12 protein-coding genes are annotated in these 15,723 nt (G+C 40.6%); 4 read left to right on the top strand and 8 right to left on the bottom strand.

Annotation, left to right across the window (positions count from 1 at the left end):
* Window positions 1–279: 279 nt before the first annotated feature.
* The 6 genes from gyrA to dnaA all read right to left on the bottom strand — a co-directional run bounded on the left by gyrA (window position 280) and on the right by dnaA (window position 9,300).
* A complete protein-coding gene (gyrA, locus tag FC32_RS00655) occupies window positions 280–2,769 on the bottom strand; it encodes a DNA gyrase subunit A (RefSeq protein WP_025087217.1) in 2,490 nt (829 codons plus the stop codon).
* Between the two features lie 102 nt (window positions 2,770–2,871).
* Entirely contained in the window at window positions 2,872–4,830 is a 1,959-nt protein-coding gene (gene gyrB, locus FC32_RS00660) for a DNA topoisomerase (ATP-hydrolyzing) subunit B (protein ID WP_025087216.1), read from the bottom strand.
* Between the two features lie 48 nt (window positions 4,831–4,878).
* Window positions 4,879–6,075: a DNA replication/repair protein RecF gene (recF, locus tag FC32_RS00665; RefSeq protein ID WP_035459828.1), complete on the bottom strand. Its 1,197-nt coding sequence runs from the start codon at window positions 6,073–6,075 to the stop codon at window positions 4,879–4,881.
* A gap of 5 nt (window positions 6,076–6,080) precedes the next feature.
* Window positions 6,081–6,305 (bottom strand): S4 domain-containing protein YaaA, encoded by a 225-nt coding sequence (gene yaaA, locus FC32_RS00670; RefSeq protein ID WP_025087215.1) that lies wholly within the window; start codon window positions 6,303–6,305, stop codon window positions 6,081–6,083.
* A 331-nt stretch (window positions 6,306–6,636) separates the two neighbouring features.
* Window positions 6,637–7,776: a DNA polymerase III subunit beta gene (dnaN, locus tag FC32_RS00675; RefSeq protein ID WP_025087214.1), complete on the bottom strand. Its 1,140-nt coding sequence runs from the start codon at window positions 7,774–7,776 to the stop codon at window positions 6,637–6,639.
* A 171-nt stretch (window positions 7,777–7,947) separates the two neighbouring features.
* On the bottom strand, window positions 7,948–9,300 hold the full coding sequence (dnaA, locus tag FC32_RS00680) for a chromosomal replication initiator protein DnaA (RefSeq protein WP_420835857.1): 1,353 nt from the start codon (window positions 9,298–9,300) through the stop codon (window positions 7,948–7,950).
* A 502-nt stretch (window positions 9,301–9,802) separates the two neighbouring features.
* Here dnaA and rpmH point away from each other — a divergent pair.
* From rpmH to FC32_RS00690, 3 genes are all read left to right on the top strand, one after another.
* Complete coding sequence (gene rpmH / locus FC32_RS10325; RefSeq protein WP_003701411.1) at window positions 9,803–9,937, top strand: 50S ribosomal protein L34; 135 nt, start codon at window positions 9,803–9,805, stop codon at window positions 9,935–9,937.
* Window positions 9,938–10,002: 65 nt separating this feature from the next.
* A complete protein-coding gene (rnpA, locus tag FC32_RS00685) occupies window positions 10,003–10,359 on the top strand; it encodes a ribonuclease P protein component (protein WP_025087212.1) in 357 nt (118 codons plus the stop codon).
* 11 nt (window positions 10,360–10,370) lie between these two features.
* Window positions 10,371–11,204 (top strand): YidC/Oxa1 family membrane protein insertase, encoded by an 834-nt coding sequence (locus FC32_RS00690; protein WP_025087211.1) that lies wholly within the window; start codon window positions 10,371–10,373, stop codon window positions 11,202–11,204.
* An 88-nt stretch (window positions 11,205–11,292) separates the two neighbouring features.
* On the opposite strand, the gene FC32_RS00695 is transcribed toward FC32_RS00690, so the two are convergent.
* Complete coding sequence (locus FC32_RS00695; protein WP_025087210.1) at window positions 11,293–12,264, bottom strand: FAD:protein FMN transferase; 972 nt, start codon at window positions 12,262–12,264, stop codon at window positions 11,293–11,295.
* A complete protein-coding gene (locus FC32_RS00700; RefSeq protein ID WP_056957188.1) occupies window positions 12,264–13,175 on the bottom strand; it encodes an NADPH-dependent FMN reductase in 912 nt (303 codons plus the stop codon). The genes FC32_RS00695 and FC32_RS00700 overlap by 1 nt, the downstream gene beginning before the upstream one ends.
* Window positions 13,176–13,638: 463 nt before the next feature.
* On the opposite strand from FC32_RS00700, the gene FC32_RS00705 reads away from it, so the two are divergent.
* Window positions 13,639–15,723, top strand: a 2,085-nt coding sequence (locus FC32_RS00705) for a KxYKxGKxW signal peptide domain-containing protein (protein WP_169816519.1), incomplete at its 3' end; no start/stop codon positions are given.

The raw sequence follows: 15,723 nt of genomic DNA on the forward strand, positions 1-15,723 counted from the left end.
GGACTATTGGTTCTTTATCTAAAGTATAGTAAGAACAAGGAGAATCTAAAGCTTTTTTTGTTTAGATACTCACGAATTAGAATTATAACATTATTAAAACTACTTTGCAAGTGAGTTTTATAGCGCGCTACATGATTATAAATACGCAAAAAACAAACTTTTTTTCTTTATTTTACAAAAATTTATCCACAAATCACAAAAAAGTTCACTACCTAAAACGGCAGTGAACTTTTTCACACTGTTAATAAATAATTTTTGCTAATTTATTTTATCCACAATTTATTCTTCGGTGGATTCTTCCGCTAGAGTTGCTTCAGTTTCAACCGACTCATCCTTTGGTTCAGCCTCAACCTTAGCCATCGTAGAAACTTTAGAATCCTCATCTAAGTTGATCAATTTGACACCAAGAGTCGCCCGACCAGTTTGCGAAACATTTTCAATGTTAAAGCGGATCATGACCCCTTTATCAGTGATGACCATGATGTCTTCAGTGCCTTCAACGGTCGTCATCCCAGCAAGATTACCATTTTTAGCGGTGATATTTGTCGTCTTGATCCCTTTACCACCACGACCCTTGATCGGATATTCACTAGCCTTAGTTTGCTTACCATAACCCTTTTCAGAGATGACAAACACATTGCTATCCGGGCGCAAGATCGAGGCGCCGATCACATAATCATCCGTACGTAATCTGATCCCACGAACCCCGGCAGCCGAACGTCCCATTGGGCGCACTGCTGTTTCAGCAAAGCTGACGGCATAACCACCATGGGTTGCAATGATAATATTTTGGTTACCATCAGTGATCGAAACATGGATCAATTCATCGTCTTCATGTAAAGTGATCGCCTTTAACCCATTTTTTCTAATATTGCCAAATTCAGTTACTGACGTTCGTTTGACCGTTCCTTGGACAGTCGTAAAGAATAAGAAGTGTGAATCGTCGCGCTTATCTGCTTCAACGTTGATCACAGTTTGGATCTTTTCTTCTTTATCAAGGTCAAGTAAGTTGATCACTGGGATACCTTTAGCAGCACGCCCATATTCAGGCACTTCATAACCTTTCATCCGGTAAACTTTACCGACATTGGTGAAGAATAATAATTCATCATGCGTTGAAGTAGTGATCAAGTGTTCAATGAAGTCATCATCATGCACACCCATTCCTTGGATACCACGGCCACCGCGACGTTGTGCCTTAAAATCACTTGTTGGCAAACGTTTGATATATCCGTTATGAGTCAAGGTGATCACAACATTTTCTTCTTCGATCAAGTCTTCATCTTCGATACTCAAGACTTCGCCGACCATGAGTTCTGTTCGACGTTCATCCCCAAATTTTTCTTGAATTTCCAACAATTCTTCGTAAATAATTTGGTGGATCCGTTCTGCATGCGCCAAAATATCTTCGTAATCGGCAATAGCTTCCATTGTCTTTTGGTATTCAGATTCAACCTTTTCACGTTCCAAGCCAGTTAACCGAACTAAACGCATGTCTAAGATCGCTTGAGCTTGTTTATCACTCAAATGATATTCGTTGATCAAGCGGTCCTTAGCGATCTCACCACTCTTAGAGTTACGGATGATGTTAATGATCGCATCAATGTGATCTAACGCGATCCGTAAACCTTCTAAAATGTGAGCCCGTGCCCGCGCCTTTTTCAAATCAAACTGCGTCCGGCGTCTGATAACTTCTTCTTGGTGCTTCAAATAGTACGTCAAGATCTGCTTTAAGCTTAAGATCTTTGGCGTGCCGTTAACGATCGCTAACATGTTAAAGTTAAAGGCCGTTTGCATCAAGGTCAACTTGTACAAGTTATTTAACACCACTGAGGCACTAACATCACGACGGACATCGATCGTGATCCGCATCCCTTCGCGGTCAGATTCATCCTTGATGTCGGTGATCCCTTCGATTTTCTTTTCCCGTGCGAGTTCGGCGATCCGTTCGATCAACTTAGCTTTATTGACCATGTATGGTAATTCATGCACCACGATCTGTTCGCGGCCATTTTTTAATTCATCGATCTCCACTTTAGCTCGCAAGGTAACCGAACCACGGCCGGTTTCATAGGCTTTTCTAATTCCGGATTTACCCATGACGATCCCACCAGTTGGGAAATCTGGTCCCGGTAAAACTTCCATTAAGTCAGCTGTTGTCGCATCAGGATTTTCCATCAAAACATGTAAAGCTGAAATAACTTCAGCTAAGTTATGAGGTGGAATATTAGTTGTCATCCCAACTGCGATCCCAGTTGCCCCGTTAACTAACAAGTTAGGAAATCTTGCGGGTAAAACGGCTGGTTCACGTTCAGTTCCATCATAGTTAGGTTGGAAATCGATCGTATCTTTGTTGATATCACGTAACATTTCCAAAGTGATCTTAGACATCCGTGCTTCGGTATAACGCATCGCAGCGGCACCGTCACCATCGACCGAACCGAAGTTACCGTGACCATCAACTAATAAATAACGGTAACTAAAGTCTTGCGCCATACGCACCATTGATTCATAGATCGCTGAATCCCCATGGGGGTGATACTTACCCATAACATCCCCGACGATTCTGGCAGATTTCTTATATGGTTTATCTGGTGTGACCCCTAATTCATTCATCCCGTATAAAATCCGGCGGTGAACTGGTTTCAAGCCATCACGTACATCAGGTAAGGCACGCGCGACGATAACACTCATTGCGTAATCCAAAAATGAGTTTCGCATGACTTTTGAGAGGTCAACATTACTAATTCGATTAGGTACTTCTACCACACCATTACCTCTACTTTCTTTTTCTTTACAGGCTACTTTTTATTTCATTTAGCTATCCACACTTTTTTGTGGTTATGCTGGGGATAGAAACAAATTTTTATATTAAACATCCAAGTTATCAACAAAGGTAGCATTGTCTTCAATAAATTGACGTCTTGGACCAACTTGATCACCCATCAACATTTCAAAGACTTCATTTGCTTCTTCGGCATCCGATAATTCGACGCGTAAAAGGCGCCGATTGTCTGGATCCATTGTCGTTTCCCACAATTGTTCGGCATCCATTTCACCTAAACCTTTATACCGTTGAATAACTGGTTTTGGACTTGGTGGTAATTGGCCTAAAACCTCTTCTAATTCTTCATCGGTATCAATATAACGGATCATTTTACCTTGACGAACTTGATACAAAGGTGGTTGGGCGATATACACATAACCTTCTTCGATCATTGGTCGCATAAACCGGTAAAAGAGCGTTAATAACAACGTCCGAATGTGAGCCCCATCGACATCGGCATCGGTCATGATGATCAATTTATGGTAGTTGACCTTAGTCACATCAAAATCTTTGCCAAAGCCTGTGCCTAAAGCTGTAAATAACGAACGGATTTCTTCGTTAGCCAAGATTCGATCTAAACTAGCTTTTTCCACATTCAAGATTTTCCCACGGATCGGTAAGATCGCTTGGGTCAAACGGGAACGTCCTTGCTTAGCTGAACCACCAGCGGAGTCCCCTTCGACGATGAATAATTCTGAAATTTCAGGATCTTTGCTGGTATTATCCGCTAATTTTCCTGGTAAGTTAGAGATCTCTAATCCATTTTTCTTGCGTGTAACTTCGCGTGCACGTTTAGCTGCGACCCGTGCTTTTGCGGCTAACATCCCTTTTTCCACGATCCGCCGCGCAACGGACGGATTTTCCAACATGAACTTGCTAAATGTTTCCGCAAAAGTTTTATCCGTAGCCGCTCTGGCATCTGAATTACCTAACTTAGTCTTTGTTTGACCTTCAAACTGTGGATTAGGGTGCTTAACTGAAACAACCGCCGTTAAACCTTCACGCACATCTTCCCCAGATAAATTAGCGTCATTTTCCTTTAGTTGCCCTGATTTGCGCGCATAATCATTGATCACTCGCGTCAAAGCGGTCTTAAACCCAACTTCATGGGTCCCACCTTCATAAGTGTGGATATTGTTGGTAAATGTTAATAAGTTAGAGTGAAAATCATCTGTGTATTGTAAGGCAACTTCTACGGTGATCCCGTTTTGTTGACCTTCCACATAGATCGGTTCTTCAAATAAAACTTCTTTACCTTTATTCAAGTATTCGACGTAATGCTTGATCCCACCCGCATAGTGAAATTCTTCATGCGTTGGTTCTTCGGGACGCATATCGTCGATCGTGATCCGTAAACCTTTATTTAAAAAGGCTAATTCCCGGATCCGTGTCGTCAAGACTTTGATGTCATAGACGGTCGTTTCGGTGAAGATATCTGGATCGGGTAGAAAATGAACTGTAGTCCCATGTTCATGTTCAGCACTTTGGCCAACAACTTCCATCACGTGATCGACTTTCCCTAATTTAAAGTCCATCCCATAAATGTTAGTATCACCTTCGCGTCGAACTTGGACATCTAAGCTTGTGGATAAAGCATTAACAACTGATGCCCCTACACCGTGGAGACCACCAGAAACTTTATAACCGCCACCGCCAAACTTACCACCGGCATGTAAGACGGTAAAAACAGTTTCTAACGCCGGACGTCCAGTTTTTTCTTGGATATCAACTGGGATCCCCCGCCCATTATCTTTGACCGTAATACTGTTATCTTTTTCCACGATCACATTGATCTCATCGGCAAAACCAGCCAAGGCCTCATCGATCCCATTATCGATGATTTCCCAAACTAAATGGTGGAGACCTTGTGAACTAGTCGAACCGATATACATTCCGGGGCGCTTGCGTACGGCTTCCAATCCTTCAAGGACTTGGATCTGACTGGCATCATATTCTTTAGCTTTTTGCTCTTTTATTTCTTCAAGCGTTTCTTTTTCTGTCACGTTTAGCACCCGCTACACAGATAACTACTATGTAGACTGTCCTTTCTTTTATTTTTCAGTTTTTGGATAAAATGTGATCACTTGATCATTTTTTGCACTGTCCCATGCAATATGATTTTCATTTTGCGTCGAATTTTCTGAAATGGTTCCGGCCTCAATATGAAAAATCTTTGGCTCTTTGATCAATTTTTGGGTAATCTCACTTAAGCCTGGTGTTGTTAGAAATGTTTGAACTTTTCCTTGGATCGCCTTTAACAAGTGCGTTTGGCGCGTCCCATCTAACTCAGATAAAACATCATCTAACAATAAGATCGGATATTCGCCCGTTTGGCTTTTCATCAACTCGATCTCAGCCAATTTGACCGAGAGTGCTGTCGTCCGCTGCTGTCCTTGAGAGCCGTAGATCTGAACGTTTTTTTGATCGATCTCAAAGACGACATCATCACGATGCGGTCCGAGTAATGTTGTTCCTTGAAAAATTTCTTTTGGTTGTAAATTTGCAAAACCTTTTTTTAAATCGGCAATGATTTCATTTTCAGTACTCTTTAAATCTTCTTTCAAACTACTTTCATATTTAAAAGAAAGATTTTCATTACCTTGAGTGATCTGGGCATGGATCTCTTTGGCATAACGTTCGAGTTCAGCCAAAAATTCTAAGCGCTTAACGATGATCGCTCCCCCAAAAGTCGCTAATTGTTCTGATAGAACTTCCAAATACATCAGATCATTAGCCTTTTTTTGTTGCAACTGCTTCAAATAATTATTGCGTTGCTTTAAAATCGCCCGGTATTGTGTCAAATTGTAGAGATAGCGCGGATCGATCTGACCAAATTCCATATCGATAAAACGCCGTCTGACAGTGGGTGAACCTTTGACTAACAAGAGATCTTCTGGCGCAAACAAAATAACGTTTAAATGTCCGATATATTGCGAAAGCCGGGCTTGTTCTAGGTGATTGACCTTAGCTTTTTTGCCCCGCCGATTCAATAAGATCTCTAGGGGTAAACTGCCTAATTTACGCGTTACTCGCCCAGCTAAAAAGGCATCTTTTTGCTTAAAACAGATCAACTCGCGGTCATTATTAGTCCGGTGGCTTCGTGCCATCGCTAACACATAGATCGCTTCAAGTAGATTTGTCTTTCCCTGAGCATTTTTTCCGATCAAAACATTGATTTGTGGGGAAAACTCGACCTTGATGGTGCGGTAATTGCGAAAGTTTTTGAGCTCGAGTTCTTCTAAATACATTGCGCTTAACTTTCTTTCATCAGATAGGTCCCTTGGTCTTTGATCTCAACTTTATCCCCAGGGTAAAGTTTGCGTCCACGTCGATTGTCATGTTCGCCATTGACCAAAATATCATCGGCGTATTCTTCTAGGAACCATTTTGCCTGACCGCCGGAAGAAACTAAGTCCGCGATCTTAAGTAACTGTCCTAAGGTGATATGCGGTGTCTTTAAGTGAATTTCTTCTGCCAAAACAATGCCTCGCTTTCCTTATAGTACTCAATAAATTATACCTTTTTTATAAAATAAACACAATCACACACGCTCAAATAAACGCCCTCTGAGCTAAATTCCATAACTAAAGGGTAATTACACTCAACCACCCTAAATTCGCTCAGAAATTAAATTTAACGGTCTTAGCTAGCATTTCTCACTCGATTTAGTGTTTTTCTTCTGCTAAAACAACGATTCAAGTGCACTAAGCAAAGTAACCACGTAATGTTCCTAGTGCCGTTAAAGCACAAAAAAATCTCCACCAAGAATTTTGGCAGAGATTTTAAATGTGCTTTAACGGCATCTTTTGTTAGATGGTCCTAACTGGAGTGATGAGTTGGATAAATTCACCTTGTGATTCACTTGGAACTAAGGTAAATGGACGAAGTGGCAAGGTAAAGTCTAGGACAACTTCGCTTTGGCCAAATGAACGCAACGCATCTTTCATGTAATCAGGGTTAAAGGAGATCTCTAGGTCATTACCTTCAAGTTTATTAAAGGTCAATTCTTCTTCAACATTTCCGACTTCAGGCGAGTTGCTGTAAAGAGTTGCTTGATTTGAGCCTGCTTGAAGCGCTAATTTGACCACATTATTGCGTCCTTCATGAGAAAGTAACGAAGCACGTTCGATCGCCCGTAAAAATTCAGGGGCATTGACTTCCAAACTCGTGCTTGAAGATTGTGGGATCAAGCGCTCGGTATCAGGGTAGTTACCTTCTAAAAGGCGCGAATAAAATGATGTATTACCTAAAATAAAGAGAATTTGGTTTTCAGAGATCTGAATTTCGATATCTTCACTTAATTCACCGATCATCTTAGCTAATTCGTTCATTGATTGGGCAGGAACAATGATATCATAGTCAACTTCGCTTGCGGTAGCCAAGTTTAATTTCCGTTGACTCAAGCGGTGAGAGTCCGTTGCCACAGCTAATAGTTGGTCACCTTTGATCGCTAAATGGATCCCCGTTAAAATCGGCCGAGTTTCTTGCTTAGAAGCAGCGATCACAGTTTGATTGATGACTTGCTTTAAGATGTCACCTGGTAAAGTCAATTGTTCACGAGAATCGATCTCAGGTAAGTGTGGATAGTCATCTGGATCTAAGCCGTTGATCGTGAATTCAGCTGAACCTGATTTGATCGTTGCTTGGAAACGGTCATTTACTTCAATACTCATCGTATCTTCAGGTAATTTTTTAACAATTTCATTGAAAAAACGAGCTGGTAAAACAACACGTCCGGTTTTTTCGATATTAAGAGCTGCTTTTTCATCAGCAATTGAGATGATCGTTTCGATCGAGATGTCAGAGTTGCTCCCGGTTAATGTTAAACCGTCTTCTGAAAGGTCTAGTTTGATTCCCGATAAGATTTCTAATGCTGCTTTAGATGAGATAGCACGTTGAACATCATTTAGATATTGGATAAAGGCTGTTCTATGTACTGAAAATTTCATAGCAAAGTGTCCTCCTGTTAAATATATATTATTAATAAATGTAGTAGTAATAGTAGGGCCTGTTTATACTGTGGAAAACAGGTGAAATCCTTTGATAGCATGGAAAACACCCTGTTGATAACCTGTGGAAAAACTACCGTATTTATCCACAGTAATTCACAGGTCATGTGGCTAACTGTGTAGATCGGCTTTTAAAGTTGCGAGATCTTTTTTCAATGTTTCGTCACTTTGTAAAGCGTCTGCGATCTTTTCATGTGCGTGGATCACAGTTGTATGATCTTTGCCACCAAATTCATGTCCGATCTTTGGCAAAGAAGCATCCGTCAGTTCACGTGAGAGATACATCGCGATCTGACGTGGTAAAACGATATTTTTGACCCGTTTTTTTCCTTTAAGATCAGCCACAGAAACGTGATAGAACTTAGCGACTTTATCTTGGATCATCGCAATCGAAAGCTCTTTAGCTTGTGGGGCACCGTTTAAGCTTTGCAGTGCTTCAGCAGCCAAGCTAGTTGTGATCGGTTGTTGCGTTAACTTCGCATAAGCTTGTACCCGCATCAAAGCACCTTCGAGTTCACGGATATTTGAGTCGATCTGGCCAGCAATGTAGCTTAAGGTATCATCAGGAACAATGATATGCTCAGCTTCTGCTTTGGTTCGTAAGATCGCGATTCGAGTTTCAAGATCTGGTGGGGTAATGTCGACCGACAATCCCCATTTAAAGCGCGAAACTAAACGTTGTTGGAGTTTAGGGATCTCATTTGGTAAGCGATCAGATGATAACACGATTTGTTTTTTATCATCATAAAGTGCATTAAATGTGTGGAAAAATTCCTCCTGGGTCCCAACTTTATCAGAGAAAAATTGAATATCATCAACTAATAAGAGATCAACGTTACGGTACTCTTGCCTAAATTCTTCTTGATGCTTCGATTTGATCGAGTTGATGAAGTCATTGGCAAAGGATTCACTAGTAACGTATTTGACCCGTGCGTTAGGATTATTTTCCAACATTTGATGGCCGATCGCATGCATCAAATGGGTCTTACCTAAACCGACACCTCCATAAAAGAAGAGGGGATTATACATTAAGCCCGGTTCTTCTGCAACAGCTAGCGCAGCAGCGTGGGCTAACTGATTTCCCTTACCAACGATAAAGGATTTGAAGGTGTACTTGTCATTTAAAGGTGTACTTTTCTTAGGATTTCCCATCAGATCAAGGCTAACTTCGGTCGAATGTGGTTTTTCTTGGGGAGCGAGTGGGTCTTCTTCATCGACCGTTTTTACGAGCACCTTGATCTTTTTTCCTAGCGTATCGCTCAATAAAGAAGTAACTTGCGGAATAATACTTTGTTCCCAGTAGTCTTTGTGGAGATCAGAGGCTACTTCAACCACAAAAATATTTCCCGTAAAGTGTAATGGTTTTGCCGTATCGATCCAGGTTTTAAATGTGATCGGTGAGAAATCTTGCTCGAATTTATCGCGGATGAATTGCCACAATGTTTCAAGGTCAAGCACATAGATCCCTCCTTTATGATAATTTTTGCACGAGTTTATTGTAGCACTTTAAAAAAATGTTTTCCACAGGTTAGTGGAAAAAATAAAAAATAAATCACAGCCTGTTAATTTTGTTTTCCACAAGTTGTGCATAAATGCAATAAGATAAATTTATTTAATGATTTATCCACAGCAAGTGTGTAGCAGCTTAATCGCTTATCTAGCAAAGCGTTTGGGAGTTATCAACATGAGCTTTTTCACAAAATCACAGCCTGTAAATAAACAGGGTGTGATTTGTGGATGCAGTTGGGGATTATGTTGTGGAGATAATTTTTTTATCGACAACGGATTTTGAAAAAAGTGGATAAAATGTGCATAATTTTAGGGGCAAAAATGACGAAGCCAAACCAAAAAATACTTTGAATTTTGGTGGAGATGTGGTAGTATTACAAAGTAAGTCTGAACTTGACATCAAGCTACGTTTTCTGTAAGATATTAAGTAACATTGTATTGAAGGAGGTGTTCTGTTGTGAAGAGAACTTATCAACCTAAAAAACGCCATCGCCAACGCGTACACGGATTCCGTAAACGCATGAGTACAAGCAACGGTCGTAATGTGTTAGCACGTAGACGCCGTAAAGGTAGAAAAGTATTGTCTGCATAGGCCACTGGACCGTCAGTGGTCTTTTTTAGTGTATGCGGACTTTTCAAATCATTTGGAGATGGGTTATGAAAAAATCATACCGCGTCAAGAAAGAAGCGGAGTTCCAAGAAGTCTTTACCCAGGGCAAATCATGTGCGAACCGCATGTTTGTGGTTTACATGATCGAAAAGCCCGAGCAAAAGCATTTTCGTGTCGGGATCTCAGTGGGCAAAAAAATTGGGAATGCTGTCGCTAGAAACTGGGTCAAGCGCCGCATTCGTCAGAGCTTGACTGAATTGAAACCGCAGTTAAAACAAGATTGCGATTTTATCGTGATTGCACGCCCAAGTGCTGCTGGAATCTCGATGGCAGATGCAAAGAAGAATTTGATCCATGTCTTGCACTTGGCCAAAGTATTGTCAGATGACCAATTTGCAAAGTGAGGTAAATGTAATTGAAAAAAGGTAGAAGACTAGCCGCCGTAATTAGCGTTCTAGGATTGATGCTCTTTTTGAGTGGCTGTAGTACCGATCCCGTTAATGCCCAGAGTACTGGGATTTGGGATCATTACATCGTGTGGAACTTTATTCGGGCAATTGAAGCTTTGAGTAACATCTTCGGTCATAATTATGGCTGGGGGATCGTCGTCTTTACGATCATCGTCAGAGTCATAATGTTACCATTGATGGTCTATCAAATGCGCAGTATGCGTAAGACAACAGAATTGCAGCCTAAATTAAAGGAATTGCAAGCCAAATATCCAGGTCGAGACGTCGAATCCATGCAAAAGATGCGGGAAGAACAACAACGTCTTTACGCCGAAGCTGGGGTCAATCCAGTAGCTGGCTGTTTACCAATGTTGATTCAAATGCCGATCTTGATTGCTTTATACCAAGCAATCTATCGTTCAGAAACATTGAAGACAGGCCATTTCTTATGGATGCAATTAGGTGGACGAGACCCGTACTTTATTTTACCGGTCTTAGCAGCCTTATTTACATTTGCAACTTCATGGTTGAGTGTGAAATCACAACCGGAACAAAATGCAATGACAGCAGCGATGACCTATGGGATGCCATTGATCATCTTCTTTACCGCCTTAAATGTGCCAGCTGCTCTTTCATTGTACTGGGTGATCACAAACGCCTTTTCCGTTGTTCAAACACTCTTGATCAACAACCCGTTTAAGATCAAACGCGAACGTGAAGAAAAAGAACGAGCAGAAAAAGCTCGCCAACGTAAGCTTGAAAAAGCAAAACGTAAAGCTCTTAAGAGCAAAAAGAAATAGTAGTATCATAACAAGGGCTGTCGCAAGTGCGACGGCCCTTGTTTTTTAGCTAAAAAATCCACAAGCAAATGCTGCTTGTGGATTTTTGTTAGTTAATGCTGAGTTCAAATGAATCATCTAATAAAGTCAGGTCTTGAGACTGTAGCCCATGAGTGATAATTTTTTTATCTTTAGTAACAAAGATAACACCAAAAATATCGGTCAATGGTTCATATGTTGCGGTCGGATCATCTTTAAAAAAGAGTCGCGTTGTTTCGATCTCTGCCATGACAGATTCTTTGGAAAAAACCGTCACACTAGCCAAGTTATTCTCATGTGGATAACCAGTGAGTGGATCTAAGATGTGATGGTATGTACCTGTGGATGTTTTTAACAGGCGTTCATAGATTCCGCTCGTTACAGCAGAACAAGGACCGGTTTTGACGGACAAGATCGCAGCACCTCGTTTGGCAAAAGGATCTTGAATGCCAATGCGCCACTTACGATCAACATGATGAGGGGCGTTTCCTTTTAATAGGAGATTTCCTCCCAGGTTGATGATGCCATTGGAGATTCCCTTAGCTTGCCAGAGATCTTGGATGCGATCGGCAATGTAACCTTTAGCGATCGCACCTAAATCGAGTTGCATGCCAGGCTTTTTTAGAAAAATAGAAAAGTCTTGGTCATTTAGTTCGACTTGCGTTGGATCGATCAGTTGGAGTTTGGCTTTTATTTCGGTATCAGTGGGAACATGTGCCCCAGAAAAACCAATTTTCCACAATTTGACCAACGGACCGATCAAGGCATTAAAACCAAAACCTTGTTGACTTGTTAAAATTGCAAGTTTAGCTAAGTGATAAGTCGAATCACTGACACTAACGGGTTTGATGCCAGCAGAGTTGTTCACAGACATCAATTCAGATTGGGAACGATTGACGGTCAATTTATCCTCAAATTGTTGGAGAAGTAAAAAACTATCATCTAAGTCAGTTGTGGTCGCACTCCCAAAAGCACTCAAAGTAATGTTAGTGCCCAAACCACGGTAAGCTTTTTGCACTTTACGATGTGAAAGATTTTCCATTAGCTTTCAGATGCTCCTGTAGTTGTGTCAATTTGTGTGGTTGGTTTGGTTGGCTGTTCTTTAGTAACAGAAGCGCTAGTTAAAGCATCTTCAGTGTAGATCATGGCTGGTGGTTCAGGTTCGCTAGTTGGTTCTTCTTTTTTAGTTGAAGCACTGGTAGTTGTGTCGGTCGGATCGTCATCATCCATGACAAAAGTGATCCCGTTTGCTTCTTCAAAACTAAGATCATCTTCGGTTTCTGAAGCACCAGTTGTAGTGTCAATCGCGTCAAGTGCCTTAAAAGCACTTTTTGCTTCTTGTTCTTTGTTGCGTGTTGGTGCCTTTGCGGGTGCTTTTTTAGGTTCAGGTTGACGCTTAGCTGCTTGTTGTAATTCTTCTAAAGCCGTAGCGTAGTTGACAAAACCAGTAAAACATTGTTCGAGCCAAGCAACTGTTCCTTGATCGGTCAAATTGCCTTTATCATCAAAAGCTGCTTCAGCTCGACCAAGTAAAAATTGAAAACCAGGTAAGACAAATGATCCCAGTCCAGGGGAGTCTAAGATTCGGCGTAAACTTTCTTGAGCTTGAACTGTCCCAAGGTTACCTAGAGAAGCACCAACGATCATTACTGGCTTTTTAGTTAAAGGATGAACTTTCCAGGATAACCATTCGATCACCGATTTTAAAGCGGCGGGAATATCGTGGTCATATTCTGGTGTTCCAAAGATAACGCCGTCTGCTGCTTGAATTTTAGCAGCAAGGTCTAGCACGCTTTTAGGGGTTTGCGCATAATCTTCGCAAAAGAGCGGGATATCTTTGATTTCTGCAACTTCGATCTGAGCTTCATTTGCAAAGTGCGAGCGCATAAATTGCAATAATTTACGGTTGTACGATTTGGTGGCATTAGTTCCGACGATAGCGATAAATTTCATGTGTGGCGTGCTATATGATATGTAAGCAAACATTTGGGCATGCTTGAGAGAGTTATATAGCGTTCCTTTCCTATTTATAGTCTCAATATACTGTCTGTTAGCGTCACCTTACATTTTAACTTTCTATGATGTGACAGTAGAAAAAATCTTCTATATATAAGATAAGGATATTTAGCTTTAAGAGCAAGGTATTGTACCAGTTTTTTTGTGAAATTCGCTGAATAGGTCTAAAAATTGAAAATTTAAGTTTAAATGTAGAATTGTACATTTGTAAGATTGAATAATTACGGGAAAATAAGTTAAAAGTACAAAAAATGTGAAAAAGTACAATATATTTATAATTTTGAATGAAGTTTTGTACAACATATAATTGAAATATACAATATTAAATTTATATAAAAATATAAAATCTCTTAAAAGATAGTTGTAAATCACTTTAGCTAAAATTTAGGAGATGTATTGTATGAACGAGCGGAAATATAAGAATAATTATATTGAAACTGATCGTAAAACCCGAGTCAAAATGTATAAATCGGGTAAACATTGGGTCAGTTCTTTGATGTCTCATATTGGATTAACTAAGATTTTTAAGGGAATGAATGATAAGGCGGTAATTTCCGATAAAAATACTGTAGTTAAGGCTAATGATGAAGATAATTTAGATTCAAAAACTGAGAAACTGTTGAAAGGAGTCGCAGCAGCGGGGACCTTAGCTACTGGGATCTTTGTTAGTCAAGGTTTAGCCTCAGCAGATGAAACATCACAAGCTCTACAAGTAGAAGCTGATAAAAATGAAACGCTTGTTAATACTGATACAGCAACTATTGCTAGCTCGAATACATCTGAAGCTTCTATCTCAGAAAGTAATATGACAAGTGAAAGTAGCTCTAATGAAGAATCAAATACAAGTAGTGGATCTCAAAGTGACTCTATATCAGTTAGTGAAAGTTTATCAACAAGTGATTCACTTTCAGGATCAATTTCAAACTCAACTAGTATTTCGGCTTCTGTCGCTAGTTCTACTAGTGAGTCTAGCTCAGAAATTTCAAGTACGGAAGATTCAGAGCAGTTGTCTGAGTCTGATTTGCGATCAGACTCTTTAATAACTTCATTATCAACCAGTGAATCAGAGTCGACTTCTCTTTTAGATAGTACAAGTGCTACTAGTGAAAAGACTTATCGTGTGATCGATGGTTTGACATATGAGGTCACTCAAAATGCTGATGGGACAGAAACGACTCGTTTGACCTCGATCTTGCCACGTCCAGAGACAAATACTGTTGGAGCGACCTATAGTGTGTTGCGTTCAGTATCTTTACTTTCTACAACAACTGGGACAAGTACAACTTTTGATTTGTCAGATTTAAAAGAAAGTGGTCTATATTGGAGTTCTGGTAGTTCTTCTGACTTACACCAATTGATCCAAAGTGTGACAGCTGTTTATGATTCTGCTACTAAGACGATCTCATGGACAGTTGTTTATAACGCTAGTGAAGTTTTGACTACAAGTACTTGGACTAATGGTAATGTTTATACTGGTCTATATATCAATACCTCAGCTGATTCTAATTTAGGTACACCAACAAATGTATTGGTAGATGGAGGAGCAACTACAACTTATACAAGTGGATCAAAAAGTGGGACTGAATATATTTCAGCAAGCACAACTAAAGGGATCACCTCACATACCTTTACTTTTACAACTTCATATACAGGATCAGTAGAAGATCTAGCTAATTTAAATATCACGTTGATCGGTGCTACTTCTAAAACGAATATGTTATTCGAGGACGGCAGTGTTCAAAGATATGGTAGATATAACAGTGAAACAGCGCCATATATCGTTGCAAACGAAGCCGGGACAGCCATCAGTGGTTATAAAGTAACAGGGATAAATGAAGATGCGTTGCCTTCAGATACAACATCGACCTCATTAAGTGAATCAGCGTCAACATCGTTGAGTGAGTCAACAAAAGCAAGTGAAACAGCGTCAACATCGTTGAGCGAATCAGAAAGAGCAAGTGAAACAGCGTCAACATCGTTGAGCGAATCAGTAAGAGCAAGTGAATCAGCGTCAACATCGTTGAGTGAATCAGTAAGAGCAAGCGAGTCAGCATCAACATCCGTGAGCGAATCGGTAAGCGCAAGTGAGTCAGCTTCCACATCATTGAGTGAATCAGTAAGCGCAAGCGAGTCCGCAAGCACATCGTTGAGCGAATCGGTAAGCGCCAGTGAATCGGCAAGCACATCAGTGAGCGAATCAGTGAGTGCAAGCGAGTCAGCATCAACATCCGTGAGCGAATCAGTAAGTGCAAGTGAATCCGCCTCGACATCATTGAGTGAATCAGTAAGCGCCAGCGAATCAGCAAGCACATCATTGAGCGAATCAGTAAGCGCCAGTGAATCAGCAAGCACATCATTGAGTGAATCAGTAAGTGCCAGTGAATCGGCATCAACGTCATTGAGCGAGTCAGCAAGAGCAAGCGAGTCAGCATCAACATCCATGAGCGAATCGGTAAGCGCCAGTGAATCAGCAAGCACATCATTG

This window comes from Ligilactobacillus apodemi DSM 16634 = JCM 16172, assembly GCF_001434405.1.
In the GTDB taxonomy this organism is placed as follows: domain Bacteria; phylum Bacillota; class Bacilli; order Lactobacillales; family Lactobacillaceae; genus Ligilactobacillus; species Ligilactobacillus apodemi.

Bases quoted from the DNA above. Each gene is read 5' to 3' on its own strand.
- dnaN (WP_025087214.1), bottom strand. From the start codon at position 7,776: ATGAAATTTTCAGTACATAGAACAGCCTTTATCCAATATCTAAATGAT.
- recF (WP_035459828.1), bottom strand. From the start codon at position 6,075: ATGTATTTAGAAGAACTCGAGCTCAAAAACTTTCGCAATTACCGCACC.
- FC32_RS00700 (WP_056957188.1), bottom strand. From the start codon at position 13,175: ATGAAATTTATCGCTATCGTCGGAACTAATGCCACCAAATCGTACAAC.
- FC32_RS00695 (WP_025087210.1), bottom strand. From the start codon at position 12,264: ATGGAAAATCTTTCACATCGTAAAGTGCAAAAAGCTTACCGTGGTTTG.
- rnpA (WP_025087212.1), top strand. From the start codon at position 10,003: ATGAAAAAATCATACCGCGTCAAGAAAGAAGCGGAGTTCCAAGAAGTC.